Annotated in this window: 20 protein-coding genes; 9 read left to right on the top strand and 11 right to left on the bottom strand. The window is 69.1% G+C overall.

From position 1 onward, the window contains the following. Positions 1-2: 2 nt before the first annotated feature. Positions 3-1304: a PucR family transcriptional regulator gene (locus ACFVMC_RS04265; protein ID WP_379206724.1), complete on the bottom strand. Its 1302-nt coding sequence runs from the start codon at positions 1302-1304 to the stop codon at positions 3-5. A 142-nt stretch (positions 1305-1446) separates the two neighbouring features. Here ACFVMC_RS04265 and ACFVMC_RS04270 point away from each other — a divergent pair, with 142 nt between their 5' ends. The 3 genes from ACFVMC_RS04270 (at position 1447) to ACFVMC_RS04280 (ending at position 5090) form a co-directional block, all read left to right on the top strand. After that, positions 1447-2988, top strand: a complete 1542-nt coding sequence (locus tag ACFVMC_RS04270; RefSeq protein ID WP_379207813.1) for an aldehyde dehydrogenase family protein — start codon at positions 1447-1449, stop codon at positions 2986-2988. A 4-nt stretch (positions 2989-2992) separates the two neighbouring features. Continuing rightward, positions 2993-3823, top strand: coding sequence for an SDR family oxidoreductase (locus tag ACFVMC_RS04275; RefSeq protein WP_379206726.1), 831 nt, complete (start codon positions 2993-2995; stop codon positions 3821-3823). Between the two features lie 373 nt (positions 3824-4196). Beyond that, complete coding sequence (locus ACFVMC_RS04280) at positions 4197-5090, top strand: LysR family transcriptional regulator (protein WP_379206727.1); 894 nt, start codon at positions 4197-4199, stop codon at positions 5088-5090. 16 nt (positions 5091-5106) lie between these two features. On the opposite strand, the gene ACFVMC_RS04285 is transcribed toward ACFVMC_RS04280, so the two are convergent. Continuing rightward, positions 5107-6513, bottom strand: coding sequence for an amidase family protein (locus tag ACFVMC_RS04285; RefSeq protein ID WP_379206729.1), 1407 nt, complete (start codon positions 6511-6513; stop codon positions 5107-5109). Between the two features lie 135 nt (positions 6514-6648). Between ACFVMC_RS04285 and ACFVMC_RS04290 the strand changes: the two genes are divergently transcribed. From ACFVMC_RS04290 to ACFVMC_RS04300, 3 genes are read left to right on the top strand one after another with little or no spacing between them, the layout of a single operon-like run. Continuing rightward, on the top strand, positions 6649-9075 hold the full coding sequence (locus tag ACFVMC_RS04290) for a serine/threonine-protein kinase (protein ID WP_379206730.1): 2427 nt from the start codon (positions 6649-6651) through the stop codon (positions 9073-9075). Continuing rightward, a complete protein-coding gene (locus tag ACFVMC_RS04295) occupies positions 9072-11123 on the top strand; it encodes a serine/threonine protein kinase (RefSeq protein WP_379206732.1) in 2052 nt (683 codons plus the stop codon). Before ACFVMC_RS04290 ends, ACFVMC_RS04295 begins: the two co-directional genes overlap by 4 nt. Beyond that, positions 11120-11899 carry a cyclase family protein gene (locus ACFVMC_RS04300; RefSeq protein WP_379206734.1) on the top strand — a complete coding sequence of 260 codons (780 nt, stop codon included), beginning with the start codon at positions 11120-11122 and terminating at the stop codon, positions 11897-11899. The genes ACFVMC_RS04295 and ACFVMC_RS04300 overlap by 4 nt, the downstream gene beginning before the upstream one ends. Here ACFVMC_RS04300 and ACFVMC_RS04305 read toward each other — a convergent pair. From ACFVMC_RS04305 to dacB, 5 genes are read right to left on the bottom strand one after another with little or no spacing between them, the layout of a single operon-like run. Beyond that, a complete protein-coding gene (locus tag ACFVMC_RS04305) occupies positions 11810-12721 on the bottom strand; it encodes a DMT family transporter (RefSeq protein ID WP_379206736.1) in 912 nt (303 codons plus the stop codon). The genes ACFVMC_RS04300 and ACFVMC_RS04305 overlap by 90 nt on opposite strands. Positions 12722-12762: 41 nt before the next feature. Then, positions 12763-13320, bottom strand: coding sequence for a hypoxanthine phosphoribosyltransferase (gene hpt, locus ACFVMC_RS04310; protein WP_379206738.1), 558 nt, complete (start codon positions 13318-13320; stop codon positions 12763-12765). A gap of 55 nt (positions 13321-13375) precedes the next feature. Further along, positions 13376-14362 carry a tRNA lysidine(34) synthetase TilS gene (gene tilS, locus ACFVMC_RS04315; RefSeq protein WP_379206740.1) on the bottom strand — a complete coding sequence of 329 codons (987 nt, stop codon included), beginning with the start codon at positions 14360-14362 and terminating at the stop codon, positions 13376-13378. 12 nt (positions 14363-14374) lie between these two features. Further along, positions 14375-15493 (bottom strand): zinc-dependent metalloprotease, encoded by a 1119-nt coding sequence (locus tag ACFVMC_RS04320; RefSeq protein ID WP_379206742.1) that lies wholly within the window; start codon positions 15491-15493, stop codon positions 14375-14377. A 13-nt stretch (positions 15494-15506) separates the two neighbouring features. Continuing rightward, positions 15507-16967 (bottom strand): D-alanyl-D-alanine carboxypeptidase/D-alanyl-D-alanine-endopeptidase, encoded by a 1461-nt coding sequence (gene dacB, locus ACFVMC_RS04325; RefSeq protein ID WP_379206744.1) that lies wholly within the window; start codon positions 16965-16967, stop codon positions 15507-15509. A 162-nt stretch (positions 16968-17129) separates the two neighbouring features. On the opposite strand from dacB, the gene ACFVMC_RS04330 reads away from it, so the two are divergent. Then, positions 17130-17621 (top strand): inorganic diphosphatase, encoded by a 492-nt coding sequence (locus tag ACFVMC_RS04330; protein ID WP_379206746.1) that lies wholly within the window; start codon positions 17130-17132, stop codon positions 17619-17621. 135 nt (positions 17622-17756) lie between these two features. Here ACFVMC_RS04330 and ACFVMC_RS04335 read toward each other — a convergent pair whose 3' ends face one another. From ACFVMC_RS04335 to ACFVMC_RS04345, 3 genes are all read right to left on the bottom strand, one after another. Further along, positions 17757-19349, bottom strand: a complete 1593-nt coding sequence (locus ACFVMC_RS04335) for an MDR family MFS transporter (protein ID WP_379206748.1) — start codon at positions 19347-19349, stop codon at positions 17757-17759. A 65-nt stretch (positions 19350-19414) separates the two neighbouring features. Beyond that, positions 19415-19909 (bottom strand): MarR family winged helix-turn-helix transcriptional regulator, encoded by a 495-nt coding sequence (locus ACFVMC_RS04340; RefSeq protein WP_379206750.1) that lies wholly within the window; start codon positions 19907-19909, stop codon positions 19415-19417. 90 nt (positions 19910-19999) lie between these two features. Next, the gene (locus tag ACFVMC_RS04345; protein ID WP_379206751.1) at positions 20000-20821 is read right to left on the bottom strand and encodes a crotonase/enoyl-CoA hydratase family protein; all 822 of its coding nucleotides are present in this window, start codon (positions 20819-20821) and stop codon (positions 20000-20002) included. Positions 20822-21069: 248 nt separating this feature from the next. Between ACFVMC_RS04345 and ACFVMC_RS04350 the strand changes: the two genes are divergently transcribed. Then, positions 21070-21534, top strand: a complete 465-nt coding sequence (locus ACFVMC_RS04350; RefSeq protein ID WP_379207814.1) for a flavin reductase family protein — start codon at positions 21070-21072, stop codon at positions 21532-21534. Between the two features lie 179 nt (positions 21535-21713). On the opposite strand, the gene ACFVMC_RS04355 is transcribed toward ACFVMC_RS04350, so the two are convergent. After that, positions 21714-22769, bottom strand: a complete 1056-nt coding sequence (locus tag ACFVMC_RS04355; RefSeq protein ID WP_379206753.1) for an alpha/beta fold hydrolase — start codon at positions 22767-22769, stop codon at positions 21714-21716. Between the two features lie 189 nt (positions 22770-22958). Here ACFVMC_RS04355 and ACFVMC_RS04360 point away from each other — a divergent pair, with 189 nt between their 5' ends. Then, on the top strand, positions 22959-23411 hold the full coding sequence (locus ACFVMC_RS04360; protein WP_379206755.1) for a DUF2752 domain-containing protein: 453 nt from the start codon (positions 22959-22961) through the stop codon (positions 23409-23411). Positions 23412-23422 lie beyond the last annotated feature (11 nt).

A 23422-nucleotide genomic window follows, 5' to 3' on the forward strand; every position in this document is an offset into this window, starting at 1 on the left:
ACCTAGTCGGGCAGCGCGTCGGGACCGTACGTGGCGACACAGGCCAGCGCGGTTTCCAGCGCGAGGCTGTGCCCGTCGATCGGGCGTCCCAGCAACTCCTCGATCCGCTGAATTCGATAGCGGACCGTATTCTTGTGCACGCCTATGAGTCTCGCGGTCGCCTCCGGGCTGCGCCGCGACCCCAGATAGGCGTGCAGGGTCTCGCGCAGGCGCGCGGCGTGCGGGTCGCGGGCCGCCAGCGGGCCCAGTTCCCGGGCGATCAGGCCCCGCATGGCCGCGTCGTCGACCCCGGCGAGGTAGGCGATCTCGACATCACGGTAGGCCCGCACGCGTGGCCCACCTGTCGACGCGCGCTCGGCGACCTGCCGCGCGGCCACGGCCTCCCGATGACTCGCGCGGAAACCCTCGACGTTCCCGCCCGGCACCCCGAAGGCCACCCGCACCGGCGCGTCGATCTGCTCGGCCAGTCGTGAGAGTGCCCCGGGCACAGCGAGTCTCGCGGCCTGCGCGGTGTCCTCCAGTGCCGCCCAGGCCCACATGCCACTGGCGCCGGACGGCACGGTGAGAGCTCCGGTCGCGCCGAGCGCGGTCGTCAGCCGGGTGGCCGTCCGGTCCAGCAGTCCGATCGCCTCGTCCTCGCCGGGAATCTCTCCGCCGGGCTCGTCGGTCCAGAGCACGAAGGCCAGGTGCTGGCCGCCGAGCCGGTACCCGAGCTGGATCGAGGCCTGTTCGGTGTCCACCGGGGCGCCCGCGGTATCGAGATCGGCCAGCAGCGCGTGCACGGTTTCGGTACGCCGGTTCAGCGCGGCGCGGAAAACCTGCTCGCGTTCGGCCATGTAGGTGTCGGTGAGCAGTTCCACCGAGGCGCCGACCCATTTCGAGGACCGCTCGAACACCCGCAGCAGCACCCGGCGTTCGACCTCGTAGGGCGCTTCGCGCTGGTCGATGGCGTCGGTCAGGAAGTCCAGCACGGCCTCGTGGCCCACGTGATAGACGCGCAGGAGCAGGCGCAATTCGAAGCCGCGCCGGGCGATGGTGCGGGCCAGGGCGTGCGCCTGTTCCGGAATGGCGAATTCGACGGTGTCGCTGGTCAATCCGGGCAGCATGGCGCGGATGTGCGCGCGGGTGCTCGCGGCGAGGTCGCGGCGCATATCGCGATCGGCGAGTTCCGGCACCCGCGCGATGATCGCGGAGTTGAGCCGCTCGGCCACCTGCTCCAGCGAGTCGGTGCGCATCTTCTCGTAGACGTAGTCGGCCAGCCAGGCCCGGACCGCCTCGTCCTCGGGCACCACCGTCGTGCTCACCGCCTGTGTTTGTGCTCAGAATCCAAAAAGCGCCAGTTCGGTTGACCGATCGGGCCAAGAACATCACGCTCGATTGTGTCACGATCCTAGTCAAGTGAGTTGGAGCACAGCGGTGCGCGAGACGACGCAGTGGGAGTACAGCGTGACCAATACCGAATCCACGTCCCTCATCGAGGTACGCAATCCCGGCACCGGCGAGATCGTCGGCACGGTACCGGTGCAGTCCGCCGACGATGTCGCCGCGAAGGTCCGCGAATTGCGGCTCTACCAGCCCGAGTGGGAGGCCATCGGCCCCGAGGGCCGCAAGGAATGGCTGCTGAAACTCCAGGACTGGCTGATCGACAACACCGAGCAGCTGGCCGACGTGCTCCAATCCGAGACCTCCAAGCCGCGCGCCGATGCCCTGATCGATCCGGCGTTCGGCTGCGATCTGATCGGCTACTACGCGCGCCGGGCCGCCGGGTTCCTCACCGACGACCACCCGTCGCCGCACAGCCCGCTGGCCCGGGTCAAGAAGCTCACCGTGACCTACCGGCCGTATCCGGTGGTCGGCGTGATCACGCCCTGGAACTTTCCGCTGGCCATGCCGATCATGGATGTCATCCCGGCGCTGGCCGCGGGCGCCGCGGTCATCCTGAAGCCGTCCGAGGTGACACCGCTGTCGGCGCTCGAATTGGCCCGGGGCTGGGCCGAGATCGGCGCGCCGCCGGTGCTGGCCGTGGTCACCGGCGCGGGCGAGACCGGCGCCGCCGTGGTCGCCAACGCCGATTACATCCAGTTCACCGGCTCGACGGCGACCGGCAAGAAGATCGCCGCCGCCTGCGTCGAGCGCCTGGTCCCCTACAGCCTCGAGCTCGGCGGCAAGGATCCGGCCATCGTGCTGGCCGACGCCGATCTGGATCGGGCGGCGCACGGTATCGCCTTCGGCGGCATGTTCAACGCGGGCCAGGTCTGCATCTCGGTGGAGCGGGTCTATGTGGAGGCGGCGGTCTACGACGAGTTCGTCGCGAAGCTGACCGCGAATGTGCGGGCGCTGCGCCAGGGCATCGACGGCCGGACGATCGCCCACGACGTGGGCGCGCTGGCCAACGAGAACCAGGTGAGCATCGTGACGCGCCATGTCGAGGAGGCCGTCGCGGCCGGCGCGAAGGTGCTGACGGGCGGCAAACGCACCGGGCAGGGCACCTTCTTCGAACCGACGGTGTTGGTGGATGTGGACCACACCATGTCGTGCATCACCGAGGAGACCTTCGGTCCGACGCTGCCGGTGGTGCGGGTCGCCGATGAGGCGGAAGCCGTTCGGCTGGCCAATGATTCGATCTACGGGCTGTCGGCTTCGGTGTGGACCGGGGACAAGGAGCGCGGTGAGCGGATCGCGCGGCAGCTGAACGCCGGCGCGGTCAATATCAACGACGTCTTCTCCAACCTGTTCAGTTACGCGCTGCCGATGGGCGGCTGGGGCCAGTCCGGCGTCGGCGCGCGCTGGGGCGGCGCCAACGGGGTGCGCAAGTACTGCCGCGCCCAGGCCATTACCAAGCCGATCCTGCCGACCCAGGACAAGGAACTGTTCTGGTATCCGGCCAAACCGGCGAATCTGCTGTTCGCTCTGGGCGCCATGCGCGCCGCGGGTGCGCGCGGCCTGCGCCGGATCGATATTCCCGCACTGCTGAAGCTTCGGGGGTAAGACCATGGATGCGACGAAGATCCGCGGCAAGGTCGTGGTGATCACCGGCGGCGCGCGCGGTATCGGACTGGCCACGGCCACCGCTTTGCAGGCGCTGGGCGCGCGCGTGGCGATCGGCGATATCGACGAGGCCACGGTCAAGGAATCGGGCGCCGCACGTGATTTCGACCTGTACGGCAAGCTCGATGTCACCGACGCCGCCTCGTTCGAGAGTTTCCTGGACGAGGTGGAGCGCACGGTCGGCCCGATCGACGTGCTGATCAACAATGCGGGCATCATGCCGACCGGCAAGCTGGCCGACGAGCCGGATCAGGTCACCCGCCGGATCCTGGATATCAATGTCTACGGCGTGATTCTGGGGTCCAAGCTGGCGCTGCGCCGGATGCTGCCGCGCCGGGCCGGGCACATCATCAATATCGCCTCGCTGGCCGGGGAGACCCATATCCCGGGTCTGGCTACATACAACGCGAGTAAGCACGCGGTGCTCGGTTTCACCGACACCTTGCGCGAGGAGTACCGGGAGTCGGGCGTGCGGTTCTCCTCGGTGCTGCCGACCTTGACGAACACCGAGCTGGGTTCCGGCGTCACCGCGCCCAAGCTGTTGCGCCCGGCCGAGCCGGAGGAGATCGCCGACGCGATCGCCGCGCTGATCGCCGCGCCCAGGTCGAAGGTCCGGGTGACCACGGTGGCGGGCGTGATCTCGCAGGTGGTGGGGTTGCTGCCGGAGGCCGTGGGTGATGGCATCGCGCGGGCGCTGGGTGCGAGCCACGCGTTCCTCGACGATGTCGACGCGGCCAAGCGGCGGGCTTACGAGGATCGGGCGCGCAACGCCTGATTCGCGGGGTTCCGGACCGGGCGGTGGCTCAGCTGAGCCACCGCCCAAACCATTTGTGATGAATCTCACAATGTACCAATGGCCTCGATCATAGTTCGCACACGCGACGTTTTCCGAGCGTTCACTGAATGACAGTGTTCGCCGCCACCGGATAGCGCCGTCATCGACATCCTCGCTGGTCAAGTGACCAGAAAAGCGTGGGCGACCCCGCCCGAGATGCGGATGCCGAAGATTCGCGGAGGCGATGGTGCATGCAGCCCGAGAAGCGAATATGCTGTCCCTAACAAACCTGTCGTTTGTTTCGGCACCCATATCCGAACTTTCTGGCTTGATAAGGCTGGAAATCCAGGACTGATTCTGATAGCAAGGGGCTATGGACCCGCATTTGCGCGACCTGCGGTATTTCGTCGCCGTCGCTGAGGAACTGCATTTCACCAACGCGGCGCAACGCCTGCACATCGCTCAACCCACTCTTTCGCGTCAGATCCGTCAGCTGGAACGCCAGCTCGACGTGGTCCTGTTCGACCGCAACCAGCGCAGCGTCGCGCTGACCGTCGCGGGCAAGGAGCTGCTCGAAGGCGCCCGTAAGATCCTCGACCTCTGGGAAGTCACCAACGTCTCGCTGCAAGAGGCGGGTGAGGTGCTGCGCGTCGGCATCCAATCCGCGCTCGGGCGCGGCCTGCTCAACGATCTGGAGAGCGCCAGCGGCCATCGGCTCGCACTGCACGCCGCGTCCTGGACCGACCCGTCGAGCGGATTGTCCGGCCGCCAGGCCGATCTCGCGCTGGTGTGGTTGCCGCTGCCGGATCAGAACCGCTACCGCTGGCAGGTGCTGCGCACCGAACAGCGCTGGGTGCTGCTGCCCGAGACGCATCCCCTCGCCGAACAGGAGAGCATCGCGTTCAGCGATCTGCTCGACGAGCCGTTCGTCGCGCTGCCCTCCGAAGCCGGTGCGGTGCGCGAGTTCTGGCTCGGCAACGACGCACGCAACGGCCGCCAGGCCAAGATCGGCGCCGAGGCCGCCACCACCGAGGACAAGCTGGAGGCCGTCGGCCTCGGGCTCGGTGTCTGCTTGCTGGCCGAGAACAATGTGCCCATGTACCGCTGGCCCGGCCTGACCGCGCGACCGGTCACGGGGCTCGCGCCGTGCGAGCTCGCGGTGGCCTGGCGCGCGGACGACACCCGCCCGACGATTCTCGAATTCGCCGGACGGGCGGTCGCGGGCGGCTTTTCGGCCACCGGCGAGCGTGCCGCCGCTGCTTCCTGACAGCGGCGACCCCGGGTCAGTGCACGGTGCGGGCCCAGGGCCGGAGTTCCTCCAGCTGTGCCGACAGGCGCAGTAGAGTGGCCTCGCTGCCGGGCGGACCGGCCAGCTGCGCCGCGACCGGGGTGTTCGAACGCGGATGGGTACCCATCGGAATCGAGGCGGCGGGCCAGCCGACCAGATTCCAGATCGCGGCGAACGGTGAGAAGTGGATGCCCGACAGGACATTCGCGAACCAGCCGCGGGCACTGAAGGCCCGGGCCCGCGGTGGTGCGGCGGCCAGCGTCGGGGTGATCACGACGTCGTAGCGTTCGAAGAATTCCAGCAGGCGGGCCTCGACGCGGTCGATCTGCGCGGGACGGACCAGTCGCAGGCGCAGCACCAGTTCGCCGAGGGCGAGGTGCCACCGTGTTCGCGTTTGCAGGCGTTCGGGATTGGTGAGCTGGTTACCGGCGGGCACGGCCGCGGTGAGCCAGCGCAGCAGGGTCGCCGCCATGGCGTTGCCGTAGGGCAGGGTGGTGAGTTCGACGCGATGGCCGGCGGCGGCCGCTACCGCCGCCGCGGTCCGCGCCGCGGTGATCCAGTGCCGATCGACTCGACCGAAGCGCAGTGGTGGAGCCACGACCAAGGCGATATGTAGTCGCTTGGGTGGATCCACCTCGGCTAGGTTCGGGCGGGCGGCGAGCACCGAGAGCATGAGCGCGGCGTCGCCGACAGTGGTTGCCAGCACGCTGTTTTCGGACATTCCGGACCAATCATCGGCATTCGGCACGATGTGGCGGCCCGGCTTGAATCCGTAGACGCCGCAGCAGGCCGCAGGCACCCGCACCGAACCCAGCCCGTCGCTACCGAGCGCCACCGGAACCAGTCCGGCGGCCACCGCCGCCGCGGCCCCGCCGGACGCGCCACCCGCGGTGCGCTTGGGATTCCACGGATTTCGGGTGATATGGCCGTGTCCGTCGGTGGTCGCCCACAGCCCGAGTTCCGACACCGAGGTGAGGCCGACGACCACCGCGCCGGCCGCGCGTAGTCTGCGCACCACCTGATCGTCGTAGCGCGCCGAACCCGGATCGGTCGCGGCCGAACCCGCGAGCGTCGTCTCCCCCGCCACGGCGATACCGTGCTGCACCGCGACCGGCACCCCGGCCATCGGCAGTTCCTCCAGGTCCGAGCGGTGCTCCAGCTCGGCGGCCTCGGATTTGGCCTGCTCGGTGCGGATGACGCTGAAGGCGTTGGTCTTCCGGTTCTGTTCGGTGATCCGCCACAGGGCGGTATCGATCACCTCGGTCGGGGCCACCGTGGCCTCGTGGATACCGGCGGCGATCGCGCCGGCGGGGCCCGTGGCGAAAACCACGGTGTCGTTGTCGTCAGCGGAGGTGATTTCGACGGCCGCGCCGTCGGCTACCGTCGTAGGCTCATTGTGCATGTGTTGAATCGCCCCCATCGCTCTCAGTCGAAATCGGGTGATTGCTATAGAGCGGCAAGTTATCATTCCGAATACTGCTCGGGCGACGATGACGTCGGGTGTGGCGGGAAATTTTTGATCGAGTAGGTCAGCAGAATGAGTACCGAGCCAGGCAGAAACGCGAGCGACGACCCGGGTTCGGATGGTTTCGGTACCCTCCGAGCCGACTTCGGCGCGGTCGAAGCGTTCTCCGCCGCATGGGAATCCGCTGCTCGCGCGGCTGCGGCGGGACAGGGTACACCCGAGGTACCGCAGATCGCGGAATATTTGCCCGATGCCCGAACCTTGCGTCGCGAAGCGCTCGTCGAACTGATTCGAGTCGATCTCCGGCACCGCTGGCTGCGCCGTTCCGAATCGCCGCCGCGACGTAAACGGCTCACCGAATACTGTGTGGAATTCCCGGAACTCGAGCAGCGAGAACTGCCCGCCGGTTTGGTATACGAGGAATTCGTGGTGCGCCGCCACAGCGGTGAGCGTGTCGATCCGCGGGAATGCCTGCGTGAATATCCTTACCAGGCAGCGCAGTTGCGTGAACTGCTCAATTCGGAGGAGGTCGAGCAGAGCACCCGGCGCTCGGCGATGCCGGACGAAACAGACGAATCGGAATCCGAAACCCGGGTCGCCCCAGTCGAAACCACGCGCGACGTCACCGCAACCGCGTTCGACACGACCGCCGGTCCCGATCCGGCTGCGCGCGCACCGCTGGACAGCATCGAAATCGGCCAGCGCATAGATGATTTCGATCTACTGACCGGGCTCGGCAGCGGCGCGTTCGCGCGGGTCTTCCTGGCTCGGCAACGATCGCTGCAGCGTCTGGTGGCGGTGAAGATCTCGGCCGATCACGGCACCGAACCGCAGACCCTGGCCCAGCTCGACCACGACTACATCGTGCGCGTGTTCGACCAGCGCCTGCTCGACTCCGGCGACCGCGACGGCACGGCACGGCGGCTTCGATTGCTGTACATGCAATTCCTGCCCGGCGGCACCCTGCTCGGCCTGCTGCGCTGGGTGCGCGCCACCCCGGCCGGCGAGCGCAGCGGGCGGCTGCTGCTGGACGCGGTGGACGCGGCCATGGAGGAGAAGGGCGAGATTCGCCCCACCGACTCCAGTGTGCGCGCCGAGATCGCGACGCTGTCCTGGCCGGAGACGATCGCCTGGCTGGGGCGCAGGCTGGCCGAGGCGCTGCAGTACGCCTCGGATCACGGTGTGCTGCACCGCGACATCAAACCCGCGAACGTGCTGCTCACCGCCGAGGGCGTACCGAAGCTGGCCGATTTCAACATCAGCTTCAGCCGGAATGTGGAAGGCACCAGCCCGGTCGCCTACTTCGGCGGCTCACTGGCCTACATGTCGCCGGAGCAGCTCGAGGCCTGTCATCCGGGCCGGGAGCGTTCGGCCGCGGACCTGGACACCCGCGCCGACATCTACTCACTCGGCGTCGTGCTGTGGGAGTTGCTGACCGGCGCGAAACCCTTCGACGACAGCACCGCGGGCGCGGGTGCCCACGGCGACGACACCACCCTCGACGCCATGCTCGAGCGACGCGCCTTCGGCGTGGAAGCGGCTGCGCTGCACCGAGTTCCGGCCGACTGCCCGGCCGCGTTGCGCCGCGTGCTGCTGATCTGCCTGGCGCCCGACCGGGACCAGCGCTGGGCCGGCGGCGAGGTGCTGGCCACCCAGTTCGACCTGTGCCTGGACGCCCGGGCCCGGGAACTGGTCGACCCGAAGCCCGGCAGCTGGCGGCTGCGGCTGCGGCCCTGGATCGTGCCGGTGCTGCTGGCCGCCATCGGCCTGCCCAATGTGCTGGCGTCGCTGTACAACATCCAGCACAACCAGACCCTGATCGTGGACCGGATGACCGCCCAGGCGCAGCACACCTTCGAGATCGTCACGGGCGCGGTGAATTCGATCTTCTTCCCACTCGGTTTCCTCCTGGTGGCCTATCTGTCGCGACACGTGCTGACGGTGCCGCGCGGCCTGCGGCACGGCAGGCAGTACGACCCGGACATCCTGCGCCGGGCCCGCGCCGACGCGCTGCTGCTCGGGGAACGAGCGGTGGCGATCCCGTTCTGCCTGTGGCTGATCTCCGGCATCGCCTTCCCTGCGGCCCTACAGGCGGCGACCGGCGAGATCACCGGCCGGTCGGTGGTCCACTTCCTGGCTTCGTTCGTGGTGTGCGGCGCGATGGCGGCCTCGTACCCGTTCTTCCTGGCGACGTTCTACATCGTGCGCTGCGTCTACCCGGTGTTCCTGCGGCACGGCGAGATCGGCGCCGAGGACGCGGCGTGGTTGCGCGGGCTGGACCGCCGCTGCAACGGCTACCTGGCGATCGCCGCGTCGGTGCCGCTGCTCGCGGTGGCCGGGGTGACCTTCCTGCCGCCGGAGGATATTCCGCGGGTGATCGTCGCGGTACGGGTGCTGTGCGCGGGCGCTATCGTCGCGTTCGTGGGTTCCTATCTGCTGTTCCGGGCTCTGGAGGCGGATCTGCGGGCCCTGGAGCGGGTGGTGGCGGTGGCGCGGTGACCGCGCGCCTGGCCGACAGCGTCGCGCGCTTCGCGGCCGATTGGCGGCACTGGCCGGCTCGGGCGCGGGCGGATCCGCCGCGGCTGGCGGCCTACGTGCCCGACGAATCCGCGGCGCGGCTGTCGGTGCTCACCGATCTGGTGCGCATCGATATCCGGCACCGCTGGGAACGCCCCGGATTGGGCAAGCGGATCATCGAGTACCGCAGGGAGTTTCCCGAGTTCGCGCACAGCCCCGACCTGGTGGATCTGTTGTGCGAGGAGTTCGTGGCGCGCCGCCGCGGCGCCGCGCTGCCGCTGGCCGATTTCCTCGCGGAGTATCCCGAGCTGGCCGAGGACGTGCGGATGCGGCTGGAGGCGATCGGCGCGGATCGGATCGACGCGCGGCTGCTGCACATCGATCGGAGCCTGCGCGCGATCGCGCCCGGACAGCGGATCGACGATTTCGATCTGCTGACCGAGCTCGGCGGGGCGGCGCCGGACTGCCGGGTCTTCCTGGCCCGGCAGCGATCGATGCAGCGGCTGGTGACGGTCCGGCTCTCGATCGGCGGCGGCGACGAACCCGATCCCCAGGCGCGCCTGGATCATCCGCACATCGTGCGGGTCTTCGACCACCGGATGGTGGTGTATGGCGCGGGACCCGAATCCGGGCGGCTGGTCTATCTGCAATATCTGCCGGGCGGCACGCTCACCGAGGTGCTCGCGCGGCGGCGGGCCGCCGGGGACACCGCGCGCGGGCGGGACCTGCTGCGGGCCGTGGACGCGGCGATGGAGGCCAAGGGCGAGATCCCCCCGGCGGATTCGCCGACCCGCGCCGAGCTCGCGGCGCTCGGCTGGCCGGAGACCGTGGCCTGGGTGGGGCGGCGACTGGCCGACGCCCTCGACTACGCGGCTCGGCACGGCGTCGGGCATCGGGCGCTGAAACCGTCGAGCGTGGTCTTCACCGCCGAGGGCGAGCCGAAGCTCGCGGACTTCGCCCCGGCCGCGACCCCGGATATCGCCGCCGATATTCGCGATCTCGGCGCGTTGCTGTGTGAAATGCTCACCGGGACAAGCCTCTTCGACGACACCGAGGCCGGGTTCGACCCCGACGCGGTGCTCGCCGACTGCCCGGCCGCCCTGCGCCGTGTCCTGCTGACCTGCCTGGAATCGGATCCGGCGCACCGCTGGAGCAGCGGCGCGGTCCTGGCCCAGCAGCTCGACCTGTGCCTGGACGCCCGCGCCCGCGACCTGGTCGACCCACCGCCGGACAGCCCGCGCCGCCGTCTGCGGCACTGGCGGATCCCGGTGCTCGCCCTGGCTATCGTCATACCGAACGCGCTCGCCTCGCTCTACAACATCGTGCACGGTCAGGCGTTGATCACCGACCGGCTGTCCGCGGCCGCGCAGGAGCGCATCGATCTCACCACGGCGGTCACCAACGCCGTCTACTTCGGTGTGGGGACGGCGGTGCTGGTCTATTTCGGCCGATATCTGATCCTCGTCCCGCACGGCCTGCGCCTCGGTGTCCGGTACTCGCCGCGAACCCTGGATCGGGCCCGCACCAGCACCATTCGCTTCGGTCACCGCGCGCTGCTCGTGGTGTTCTCGATGTGGCTGCTCTCGGGTGTCTCGTTTCCGGTCCTGCTGTTGGGCACCGGCGAGGATTCGCCCTCGGCGTACGCTTACGCGCACTTCTTCGTCTCGCACGTCATCTGCGGCGCGATCGCCCTGGTGTATCCCTTCTTCCTGGTGAACTTCTATCTGATCCGATGTATCTATCCGATGTTCCTCAGCCACGGGGAGGTCGGCGCGCTGGACGCGGTGCGGCTGCACCGGCTGCGACGGCAGTGCGGACGCTGGCTCCTGGTCGCCGCCGCCATTCCGCTCCTGTCGGTCGCCGGCGCCACCCTGCTGGTTCCGGCGGATCTCGCCGAAATCATCGTGGTGCTGCGGCTCCTGGCGATCGGCAGCCTCGCGGCCTTCCTCGGCGGCTATGTTCTGTTCATGGCACTGGAGCGGGATCTGCGGGCCCTGGAGCGAGTCCTCTCCGGTCGGGTCGGCGCGTGACCTCGCCGTTCGGACGGCCGATCAGCCTCTCGCACGTGCATGATCCGGCCACCACCCCGCTGTTTCCAGGCGACCCGGAATTTCGCGTCGACACCGTGGCCACCGTCGCGACGGACGGCTACTACCTGCGGACCGTGCGGCACGGTGAGCACACCGGAACACACTGGGGCGCACCGATTCACTTCCACGCCGATGGGCTGGCCGCCGACCAGCTCGACCTGGAGGACCTGCTGCTGCCCGCCGTGAAGCTCGATGTGCGCGAGCCGTGCGCGGCCGATCGCGACTACGCGATCACCGTCGACGACGTGCGTCGCTGGGAAGCGCGGCACGGGCGGATCGCGAGCGGATCGGCGATCATCGCCTGGACCGGCTGGGATGCCCTGTGGGGCACACCGGAATTCGCGGGTAGTCAGCCGGGTTTCGCCGTGGAAACGGTGCGGTGGCTGTTGCGGACCGGCCGCCTGGGCCACCGGGGCGCGCTCGGGATCGACACCTTCGGCCCGGATCTCGGGGCCGATGACAGCTACGCCGTGTCGAAACTGCTGTACGGGGCGCACCGGATCAGCCTGGAATGCCTGGCGAACCTGGCCGAGCTGCCGGCCACCGGAGCCTGGGTACTGGTCGGCGGCCCGCTGTATCGGGGCGGATCCGGCTCCCCCGCAACGATATTCGCCTTCGTGCCCGGACTAGAGCGGCGCGGGCGGTTCGGCCTCGGGTCCGCGCGTCGGCGCGGCATTGACGATCAGGGCGATCATGACCAATGCGATTCCGAGTAGCTCGCCCGGCTCGGGCCGCTGGGTCAGCATGATCGCGCCGACGATCGCGGCGGTCGCGGGCAGCAGGGCCAGCAGCAGCGCGAAACGCGCGCGGCCCACCCGCGCCAGCACCACCTGATCCAGGGCATAGGGCACCGCGCTGGACAGCACGCCGACACCGAGACCGAACAGCCAGGTCCGCGGATCGGCGAAAACGCCTGCGTCGATGACGATTTGCGGGATCAGCACGAACGGCGCGAGCAGGACCGCGGCCACCGCCATGCCCACCGCCAGCGAGTCGAGTCCGGCACCGGCGTCGGCCACCCGCTTGCCGAGCAGAATGTAGCCCGCCCACGCCGCCGCGGCCGCCAGCGCGAACCCGACCCCGACCGGCGCCACATCGATCCGCACCCCGGCCAGCAGAAAGACACCGGCCGCCACCAGCAGCACGGCGAGCACATCACGCGCCCGGCGGGATCCGAGCGTCGCCACCGCCACCGGGCCGAGGAACTCGATCGCCACCGCCGTTCCCAGCGGAATCCGCGCGATCGCCTCGTAGAACACCACATTCATCACGACGGTGACCACGCCGAATCCCGCCGCGATCACGGTCGCGCGCCGCGTCCACCGCCTGCGCCACGGCCGACGCCACACCAAGAGCACCACCGCGGCCGCCGCCGCGCGCAACCACGCCACCGTCGCCGGTTCGGTGGTATCGAACAGGAACACCCCGAGCCCGGCGCCCACATACTGCGACACCGCCGCCACCACGAAGATCAAGGGGACCGACCATCCGGGAATCCGGCGATGCTCGAGGCGCGGGGCAGACAGCGTGGACGACATCAGCCCACTATGGCGCGTGGCGAACCCACGCGCCCGCCGAACTACTCGCCGCCGTAGACGCGCGGATGCAGCGTGCCGATATAGGGCAGATCGCGGTAGCTCTCGGCATAGTCCAGGCCGTAACCGACGACGAACTCGTTCGGGATGTCGAAGCCCACATGGGCGACCTCGACCGGAGTCTTGAGCGCGTCGGGCTTACGCAGCAGGGTGACCACCTCGAGCGAGGCCGGATTGCGCGTCTTCAGGTTGCGCATCAGCCAGGACAGGGTGAGGCCGGAGTCGATGATGTCCTCGACGATCAGGACATTGCGGCCCGCGATGTCCTTGTCCAGGTCCTTCATGATGCGGACCACGCCGGAGGAGGAGGTGGAGGACCCGTAGGAGGACACCGCCATGAATTCCAACTGGGTCGGAATCGGTAGCGCCTTGGCCAGATCGGTCATGAAGAAGATCGCGCCCTTGAGCACGCCGACCAGCAGCAGATCACCCTCCGGGGCGTCCGGCGGATAGCGCTTGGCGATGATCTCCGCCAGCTCCTGGGTCTTCTCGGCGATTTGCTCCTCGGTGATCAGCACCGATGCGATGTCATCCCCGTACACGTAAGTTGGTTCCCTTCCGTGATTGTTCCCAACCCAGTCACCGCGCAGTCATTCATCAGCGTCTGCGCATGGTCAGCCTGCCATGTTCCCGCTCGGCAACCAACCTGATCCCCGGCGAACCACCGCCCAGGGCCACCCCGCCCTGCCCGCGCCAGTCCGTGACCAGGGCATCTACCGCCCGTAAATGCTTGTCGGTCACCGCTTTCGCGCCGCCGGCCAGCAGCCACAGACGGATCGCGCGGCGTCGCAGCGCCGCGGGCGCAGTGGCGAGGATCTCGACGGCAAGGGTCTCGGCACTGTCCCGGCGCGCGGCGCGCAGCAACCCATCGGCAAGTTCGTCCAGGGCCGCGCCGTCCTCGCGCAGCTGCTCGGCCGTGCGGGCCAGCGCCGGGCCGACCCCGCCGCCGAGCACGTCCTCGAGCAGCGGCAACACCTCGTGACGCAGCCGCACCCGGGTGAATTCGGGAGCGGAATTGTGCGGGTCCTCGTGCGGGGCCAGCTCGGTGTCGGCGCAGAACCGGCGGGTCACCGCGCGGCGGACACCGAGCAGCGGCCGCCCCCACGGCGCGGCGTAGGGCGCCATGCCCTGGATCGAGCGCCCACCCGACCCGCGCGCCAAACCCAGCAGCACCGTTTCGGCCTGATCGTCGAGGGTGTGCCCGAGCAGCACCGGCAACCCCGCGCGGGCCGCGTCCAAGCCCGCGTAGCGCGCGTGCCGGGCCGCCGCCTCCAGGCCGCCCTCCGCGCCGACCCGCACCGTCAGCACCCGCGCCGACCGGCAACCCAACCGGTGCGCGGTCGCCGCGGCCTCGGCAGCCACCCGGGCCGACCCGGACTGCAATTGATGATCGATGATCAAGGCGTCCACCGAGACCGCCTCCACGACGGCCGCCGCGGTCAAGGCCAGCGAATCCGCGCCACCCGACAGCGCGACCGCGACCGCGCCCGACGGCGCGAAAGCACCCAGCCAGCGCCGCACGGCGCGACGGATCTCCAGCACCGCGGCGGTCTCGGGCAACCGCCGCGGGTCAGCCGCGGGCACGGTGCGGCTTCCTCAGTTCAGGACGCGGGCGATCCACAGCTCCGGATCCTCGATTTCGGCTGGGCGGGGCAGGGTTTCACCCGAGGTCCAGATGACATTGAACTCTCGCATGCCGACCCGGCCGACCACATGATCGACGAAAGCCTTGCCGCGCACATACTGCGCGACCTTCGCGTCCACGCCGAGCAGTGCGCGCAGCAACCGCTGGACCGGATTGGCGGGACGGGTGCGGCGTTTGTCGAACGCCGCACGGATCTGGCCGACCGTCGCAACGACCTCGGGGCCGACGGCATCCATCACATGATCGGCGTGGCCCTCCAGCAAGGTGCCGAGCATGAGCAGCCGATCCAGCGCCTCGCGCTGGGCCGGCGGCTGGGAGGCGCGCAGCAGGCCGACCACGCCGCGCGTGGCGGGATCGTCGGCGCCGGTGCGGCGGCGCTCGCGAAGCTCGTCCACCAGGCGGGTCAGCATCTCGGTCATCGGTTCGTCGGCGACCTGGCCGAGCGTCTCGACATTGTGGCGCATGTACTCCGACAGCCACGGCGCGGAGGAGAACTGCACGCGGTGGGTCACCTCGTGCAGGCACACCCACAGCCGGAAATCGCCGGGCGAAACCCCGAGTGCGCGTTCCACGGCCAGGATGTTCGGCGCGACCAGCAGCAGGGTGCCGTCGGGGCCGGTGAACGGATCGTATTGCCCGAGAATGGCGGTCGAGAGGAAGGCCAGCATCGCGCCCGCCTGGACGCCCGCGGGTTTCCCGGCGAGCAGACCGCGCTCCTTGCCCGCCTCGGCGGGCCCGGTCAGCGCCGACATCGACTCGGCGGCGGCGGCGATCCAGCCCGGACGATCCACGATCCGGGCGGACGGCACCGGGCGATCATCGAGCAGACCGCTCACCGCGCGCACCGGGCCCTCCGCGCGCACCGACGCCTCGGCGAGCTCCGCGACCACCTGTTCGGCCGCCCCGCGTGCGACGCGCGGACCGGGGGGCACCAGCGCGCCGCCGGTCCGCGCGGCCAGCTTCCAATCGATCGCACCGGATAGCGACGAGCGGCGTCTCTTCTCCTCCGCTCCGGGACCCGAGGAACCGATCGCCTTGTCGGCGCCTTCGGCCGAACCTGTCTCGAACATGGTCAACCACCCGTCACGAGCATCCACAATTACGCAGGGCGCCGGCGATGGCGTCCAAGGCGGGCCTGCTCACCTCGGGCGGCCGATCGTTCGACATCAGTGCGAAGGTCAGCACCCGGCCGTCACGGTCGAGCACATACCCGACCAACGTGCTCGACACCGACAGAGTTCCGGTCTTGGCCCGCACCCACCCCGCCGCGGCATGGTTCTGGGTGACGTAGCGCACGGCCAGCGAGCCGGTCGCCCCGGCGATCGGCAGATCGTCCAGCAGCGGCGCCAAAGTGGCTGCGAGCTGGCTGTTCTCGGGCACGGCCTTGGTTCCGGCGGGCCGCACCAGCTGATCGCCGGTAGGCCGGGCGGCGGTGGCCAGCACCTGGTCGAGCAGCCGCGGCGGCAGCCGATCGTCGGTGGACAGACCGCTGTTGTCGTGCATGACCAATCCGCTGAGATCGAAGCCCGCCTTCTTCAGGGTGGCGGTCATGGCGGCCACCGCACCGGCGAACGACGGTTCGTGGCCGGTGGCCTTGGCGATCTCGCGGCCCACGGTCTCGGCGAGCACATTGTCCGAATGCACCATCAACTGGTGCAGCCGCTGCTTGAGCGGCGCGGACTTCACCTGCGCCACCTCCGGTGCGGCGGGCGCGGCGACACCGAGCCGCACGTTCGCCGGATCCAGGCCGAGCGCGACGGCCAGCGCCTGGCCCGCAGCCAGGCCGGGAGTCGCTGTGCGCGGCGAGTATTCGACCAGCGGCTCGAGCCGGCCGCCGTCGATCATGACCGATTCGATCGGCGCGATCGAGCCGCCCGGGATATCGCCGTCCTCCCAGCCCTGCGCCATGATCGGGCCCCGGTAGGCCGTGAGGTCCACGACGATGGTGTCGGCCTTGCGCCCGGACTTGCGGATCTGCTCGACCAGATCGGCCAGTCGCGGCCCGTCGGGGTAGTAGCCCTTGCCGTCCGGCAGCGCCGTCAGCGTGGGATCGCCGCCGCCGACCAATACCAGCTCATTCGGCGCGGCGCCCGTCACCACCTTGGTGGTGACCCGGGAATCCGCGGGCAGCGCCAGCAGCGCCGCCGCCGAGAGCAGGATCTTCGCGGTGGAGGACGGGATCATCGGCCGGTCGGCGTCCTGGCTCCACAGGGTCGCTCCGGTATCGGCGTCGGTGACCATCCCGGAGAACGCACCCAGATCCGGATTCGCGACGACCGGCGCCAGCGCCGCCGCCAGACCGGCCGCGCTCGGCGCGGGCGCGTTCGGCGGGGCGGGCACCACCTGCGGCGCCGGTTTCACCGGGGCGGGCGGATCGGCGATCGTCAGCCCGCCGTGCCGGAACTCCGGCGTCCACGGCCGCAGCACTGCCAATCCGACGCCGGCGCCCGCGCCGAGCAGGACCAGCACGAGCGCGATCGGAATCCATGTTTTGCGCCGTCGAGCGGGCGCCAGGCCACCATTGCTGTTGTTGCCACCTACCACGTGCCGCCGTCTCCCTGGCTTCGCCGAAGCGCACTCCCCGTGCACCTGTCCTGCAACCCAACCGCCCACACTATCCTCGTACCGCTAGCGTTCTCCCGAACAACCTGGCGAGTCGGCGGTTCTGCCTGCTCGAGACAACAGCCGTAGCAAGAAGGAGATGGCGTGGAGTTCGACGTCACCATCGAGATCCCCAAGGGTTCCCGCAACAAGTACGAGGTCGATCACGAGACCGGGCGCGTGCGCCTCGACCGCTACCTCTACACCTCGATGGTCTACCCGGCCGATTACGGCTTCATCGAGAACACCCTCGGTGAGGACGGCGATCCGCTGGACGCGCTGGTCCTGCTGCCCGCGTCGGTGTTCCCGGGCGTGATCGTCGAGGCGCGGCCGGTCGCCATGTACAAGATGGAAGACGAGGCGGGCGGCGACGCCAAGGTGCTGTGCGTGCCCGCGGGTGATCACCGCTGGGATCACATCCAGGATCTGGCCGATGTCCCCGCCGACGCGCTGGCCGACATCAAGCACTTCTTCGAGCGCTACAAGGATCTGGAGCCGGGCAAGTACGTCAAGGGCTCGGAGTGGGTCGGCCGGGCCGAGGCCGAGGCCGAGGTGGAGGCGTCGTTCAAGCGCCTGCAGGAAAACGGCGGACACTGATCCGGATCGAAAAGCGGGAAGTCCCACCGGACTTCCCGCTTTTCTGTGCCGGGACCGCCCGGCCTGCTCGGGGATCGCGGACGCGCGGCCCGGCACCTTCCACAACTACCGGAGTATCCGTGAGAATTCCGTGAGTTATTCGGCGGCCCTGGCGGCCTGGATGCCGCCGGCGGTCCGCAGCGGCACCTCCTTCCAGAACAGCACCAGGATCAACCCGATCAGCGCGAGACCGGTCGCCGCGAGGAATACCGAGGACATCGAATCGGCGAAGCCGACCTGGAACGGCCGGGCCAGCTCCGGGCTCAGCTGCTGGATGATCGAACTGTCCTGTAGCACGTCGGCCGCGGCGGAGGTGTCATGCGCGGCAAGACCTTTCGCCAGCGCCGCGTCCGCCGGGTTGCTGCTGTGCAGCCCGGCCGCGACGGCCTGCCCGAACCCCGGATCCTTGGCCGCGGCTGTCATCTGATCGGTGATGTTCGGCGTCAGCTGGGCGAACAGGATGGACAGGAACACCGCCACGCCCAGGGTGCCGCCGATCTGCCGGAAGAACGTCGCCGAGGCCGTGGACACGCCCATGTCCTTGGGCGGCAGCGCGTTCTGCAGTGCCAGGGTCAGCGGCTGCATCAGGTTGCCGAGCCCGAAACCGGTGCAGGCCATGAAGATCATGGCCAGCCACAGCGGGCTGTCCGCGTCCAGGAAGTGCAGCAGGAACAGGCCGAGGGTCAGCATGCTCGCGCCGATGATCGGGAAGATCCGGTAGCGGCCGGTACGCGAGATCAGCTGACCCGACAGCACCGAACCCGACATCAGGCCCAGCACCATCGGCAGCATTTGCAGTCCGGCCAGCGTCGGGCTCGCGCCCTTGACCACCTGGAGGTACTGCGGCAGCAGCGAGATGCCGCCGAACATGGCCGAGCCGACCACGAACGAGATGACCACGCCGAGCGCGAAGGTGCGATTGCCGAAGATCCGCAGCGGGATCAGCGCCGTGTCCTTCAGCCCCTTCTCCACCACGATGAAGCCGAGCACGCCGGCCACGCCGATCACATAGCAGGCGATGGAAGCCGTGCTGCGCCAACCCCATTCGCGACCCTGCTCGGCCACGATCAGCAGCGGCACCAGCCCCACGGCCAGCACCAGCACGCCCCACCAGTCCACCCGGTCGGTCGAGTGCGGCTTCTTCGGCAGCCGCAGCACCCGCGACACCACGGCCAGCGCGACCAGCCCCAGCGGCACATTCACCAGGAACACCCAGCGCCAGCCGGCCACGCCCAGCAGTGTGTCCTGCCCGGCGAACAGCCCGCCCAGCACCGGCCCGATCACGCTGGAGGTGCCGAACACCGCGAGGAAATAGCCCTGGTAGCGGGCGCGTTCGCGCGGGCTCACGATATCGCCGAGGATGGCCAGTGCCAGCGACATCAGACCACCCGCGCCCAGCCCCTGGAAGGCACGGAAGGCCGCCAGCTGATACATCGACTGGGCGAGCGTGCACAGCAGCGAGCCGACGACGAACAGTCCGATCGCGGCCATGAAGAACGGCTTGCGGCCGAACATGTCCGACAGCTTGCCGTACAGCGGTGTCGCCAGGGTCGCGGTGATCAGGTAGGCGGTGGTCGCCCAGGCTTGCATGGAATAGCCGTGCAGGTCATCGGCGATGGTGCGGATCGCCGTGGAGACGATGGTCTGGTCCAGCGAGGCGAGCAGCATGCCGAGCATGAGGCCGCTCATGATCGTAAGGATCTGTCTGTGGCTGAAGCTGGACTGCGTGTCCACCGGCGCCGTGGTGGTGGTGCTCAAGAGGCGTGCTCCGTTTCCCTGTCGTTCGCGTCCGCGACGGTGATCATGGCGGGCCGGGCCCGGTCGAAGTCGTCGACGAACCGCCGCAGCAGCTCGGCGAATTGCGACCGGTCCCCCGGCTCCCATTCGGCCATCACCCGGGTGAGGTTGACGCGCCGCCGCCGCCGGATCTCCTCGGCGATCTCACGGCCGCGGCCGGTGACCACGAGGACCGAGGCCCGGCCGTCGGCCGGGTCGGCGGTGCGCTCGAGCAGTTCACGTTCCACCAGGTGGGCGACCTGTCGACTGATCGTCGAGGCATCGGAGTGCAGTGCCTCGGCCAGTGCGCCCGAGCGCATGGGCCCGTCGCACAGCAACCGGAACAGGATCGCGAAGGCGGCCGGGTCGACGCCGGAGTCGTTGCGCAGTTGCATCGCCGCGCGTTCACGCAGCCGTTGCAGCCGCGTGAGTTGCACCGCGATGGTGTCGACTACCTGCTCGTCAGCGTCCACCCGTGGCCACCTTTACTTGTATCAATCAATTAGTTGCTTGATACAAGTAATACTCAGCGCGTCGCGAAAGGGCAAACGATTTCCAGGGCTTTACCGGCCCTTGAACTGCGGCTCGCGCTTCTGGAACACGGCCTGGATGGCCTCGGTCAGATCCTCCGACGGCAGGAACGCCGCGTTCCACGCCGACACATAGCGCAGCCCCTCGGCCACCGTCGACTTGGCACGCTGATCCAGCACATCCTTGACGCCCTGCACCACCAGCGGCGGGTTCGCCGCGATCTCGCGGGCGGTCGCGTACGCCGCGTCCAGCACCGCCCGCTGATCCGCGAACACCTCGTTGACCAGGCCGATCCGCTCGGCACGCGCGGCATCGATGTCCTTGCCGGTGTAAGCGAGTTCGCGCAGCTGCCCCTCGCCGATGATGCCCGGCAGGCGGTGCAGCGAACCGATATCGGCGACGATGGCGACCTTCGCCTCACGCAGACTGAACTTGGCCTCCGCGCTCGCGTAGCGGATGTCCACGGCCGCGATCAGATCCAGGCCGCCGCCGATGCACCAGCCCGAGACCGCCGCGATCACCGGCTTACCGCAGTCGGCCACCGCCGTGACCGCGGCCTGCATGCTCCGGATCTCCTTGAGGAAATCGGTGCGCGGCGCGGCCAGTGCCTGCTCACCCAGCAGCGGGCCGAAGGTCCCGGCCATGGCGGGCAGATCCAGGCCGTAGGAGAAATGCTCGCCCGAACCGGTGAGCACGATGGCACGCACCTCGGGATCGGCGTCGAGCTCGGCGAAGATCAGCGGAAGCTCACGCCAGAAATCCGGGCCCATGGCGTTGCCCTTGCCGGGACCGGTCAACGTCACCTGCGCGACATGGTCCTCGGTCTCGACAGTGAAGGCTTTCCAGTCAGTCATTTGTACAGCGTACTGCGCGGGTTTCGCCGTGCCCGAACGAGTTCGATTCGACGTGGACCGAATCACTTCCGACGGAATAACCACAGGTCAACGCGGACGCCCAGGCGCGGCGCCGCGACCGGAACCAACCGAGCCGGACGAACGGGGCGTAGGTTCGTCGTGTGACCGAAGTACCACCGCCCGAGACAACCGGCCTCACCGTCCCGGATGACCTGAGCGGCATCACCGCCGAGCTCTATCGCGCCTCCATGCGCCACTATTCGGCCGGCGTCACCGTGGTCACGCTCGACTCCCCCGGCGGCCCAGTGGGATTCACCGCCACCTCGTTCGCGTCACTGTCGCTGACGCCGCCGCTGATCTCGTTCAATATCGCGAACACGTCCTCGAGCATCCGAGCCATGCTCGACGCCGACTCGGTGGTCGTGCACATCCTCGGCGAGCACCAGCGACACCTGGCGCAGCGCTTCTCCCGTCGCGCCCAGGAACGCTTCACCGATCACTCACTGTGGACCACGCTCGACACCGGAGAGCCGGTCCTGCACGGCACCCCGATCTGGTTCCGCGCCGTGGTCCAGCAGCTCATCCCGATCGGCGATCACACCTTCGTGGTCGCCCTGGTCACCCGGGTGCACGACCAGACCGACGAAAAGCCCGCCGCCGCACCACTTCTCTACTACAACGGCCGCTATCACCGCCCGGTCGAACTGGACTGACCCGACAAGGAAAGCCCCGCATCTCCACGAGGAGCTGCGGGGCTTTCCTGTGGCGTTACCTCTGGACCGGGCGTCGTTGACCGCTCCAGGAGAAACGAGTGTCAGACCGCTGCGCCCCATCGGCGGTGTTCGCGACGCCCTTCATGGTCACGCTGCGCTACCTCCTCCGGGCTCTGAGCTCACACCGCAGCAGCGGCCTGCTGGTTCGCGGATTCCAGCACCGACCGGAGTTCGCCGTTGAACCGATCGGCGGCCTCGATATTGCCGAGATGCCCGGTCGGCCAGATGTGATAGCCCACCAGACTTCCGGCGCCACGCAGGGCCGCGACGATCGGCGCGTTCATCCGTTCCGGCAGCAGATGGTCCGCGGATCCGGCGATGACGGTGGTGGGCACGGTCAGATACTTGGCGGAGTCGCCGAGATCGAGGTCGGCGAGCGCGGCGGCGTAGAGCCCACGGATCAGCGGACGGCAGGCCCGCACGATCGAGAGCCCGAAATCCACCTCGTCGGCGGTGGCCCGGCCGGTCAGCACGCGAGCCTTGAACGCCGCGCGCACGGGTGCGATTCCGGTGAGCGGGACCGGGGTGGTCAGCACGGTGCGGCCGACCAGCGTCGGCATGCGCAGCTCGGCACCGAGCAGGCTGACCGGACGCCCGCCGAGCACCAGCGGCTTGTTCAGCAGCGGCAGCAGGTCCATCTCCTGCGGGATATCGGCGGCGGCGGTATTGAGCAGTACGGCCGCGGCGGCGCGTTCGCGCACCTGCTCCGGATAGCGGGCAGCCCAGGCCTGCACGGTGAATCCGCCCATGCTGTGGCCGACCAGCACGGCGCGGCGGCCGCGCGGGAGGGTGGCGTCCAGCACGCTGGCGAGATCGTCGGCGAGGGTGTCCGCGCCGGGCATGCGGCGGCCGAACTGGCTCTCGCCGTGCCCGCGCTGGTCGTAGCAGATCACGCGGTACCGGTCGGCGAAGGCGTTGATCTGCGGATTCCAGTACTCGAGGCTGCAACTCCAGCCGTGGATCAACACCAGGACCTCGCCGTCGGCGGGACCGTAGGCGTGCACCCGCAGACGTACACCGTCGACGGTGGTGACCGGGATAACCTCGGCAGGCGCCGCGGGCTTGTTGAAGGCGGCGGTTTCGAAGGTGCGGTTCCGCAGCGCGGCGCGATAGGCGGCGTTCAGCGGTTCGGCGGCACGCACCCCCGCCAACGTCTTCATTGACGTGACCAGCATTTCGAGCACTCCTTTGTGTCTGCCGCCACAGTAACAGTGCAAGCTGCCTGCTAGCTAGGGCAAGCACTCGATGACGGAAAATCCCGGCTCGAATGCTGGAATACCCGAAAAATCAGCCCGTCGAACCACTTTCGCGGGATCACGCACGGACTGGCCCGCCGGGCGGTTACGCGACTACCGTTGAGACTCGTGGACAGCACGCACCTCTTCTCCGGACCGGCCGTCCCCCCGGCGAAGCATTCGGGCTGGCGCGCCCTGCCCGCGCCCCTGCTCACCGCCGCCGCGGGCATCGGCGCGGTCGCGCTGCTGCACTTCCGGGACCCACACGTGGACGGGTCCTACGGCTACTGCCCGCTCTACTTCGCCACCGGGATCTACTGCCCCGGCTGCGGCGGCATGCGCGCGGTGCACAACCTGACCGACGGCCGGATCATCGATTCGCTGCACAGCAATCTGCTCGCCATCCCGCTGCTGGTCACCTTCGCGATGGTCGTCGGCCTGTGGACGGTCCGGGCCTGGCGCGGGCAGCGCATGACAATCCCGCAGGTCAACCGCCCGGCACTGGTGATCACGCTTATCCTGGTGGTGATCTACTCGGTCCTGCGCAACACACCGTGGGGCACCTGGCTCGCCCCGGTCTGATTGGGCCACCG

The organism is Nocardia sp. NPDC127579 (genome assembly GCF_042672005.1).
In the GTDB taxonomy this organism is placed as follows: Bacteria; Actinomycetota; Actinomycetes; order Mycobacteriales; family Mycobacteriaceae; genus Nocardia.

What these genes read in the sequence shown, in the direction of transcription:
- ACFVMC_RS04275 (WP_379206726.1), top strand. Translation starts at nt 2,993, where the DNA reads ATGGATGCGACGAAGATCCGCGGCAAGGTCGTGGTGATCACCGGCGGC.
- ACFVMC_RS04280 (WP_379206727.1), top strand. Translation starts at nt 4,197, where the DNA reads ATGGACCCGCATTTGCGCGACCTGCGGTATTTCGTCGCCGTCGCTGAG.
- ACFVMC_RS04285 (WP_379206729.1), bottom strand. Translation starts at nt 6,513, where the DNA reads ATGCACAATGAGCCTACGACGGTAGCCGACGGCGCGGCCGTCGAAATC.
- ACFVMC_RS04290 (WP_379206730.1), top strand. Translation starts at nt 6,649, where the DNA reads ATGAGTACCGAGCCAGGCAGAAACGCGAGCGACGACCCGGGTTCGGAT.
- ACFVMC_RS04305 (WP_379206736.1), bottom strand. Translation starts at nt 12,721, where the DNA reads ATGTCGTCCACGCTGTCTGCCCCGCGCCTCGAGCATCGCCGGATTCCC.
- ACFVMC_RS04320 (WP_379206742.1), bottom strand. Translation starts at nt 15,493, where the DNA reads ATGTTCGAGACAGGTTCGGCCGAAGGCGCCGACAAGGCGATCGGTTCC.
- ACFVMC_RS04335 (WP_379206748.1), bottom strand. Translation starts at nt 19,349, where the DNA reads ATGAGCGGCCTCATGCTCGGCATGCTGCTCGCCTCGCTGGACCAGACC.
- ACFVMC_RS04345 (WP_379206751.1), bottom strand. Translation starts at nt 20,821, where the DNA reads ATGACTGACTGGAAAGCCTTCACTGTCGAGACCGAGGACCATGTCGCG.
- ACFVMC_RS04350 (WP_379207814.1), top strand. Translation starts at nt 21,070, where the DNA reads ATGCGCCACTATTCGGCCGGCGTCACCGTGGTCACGCTCGACTCCCCC.
- ACFVMC_RS04355 (WP_379206753.1), bottom strand. Translation starts at nt 22,769, where the DNA reads ATGCTGGTCACGTCAATGAAGACGTTGGCGGGGGTGCGTGCCGCCGAA.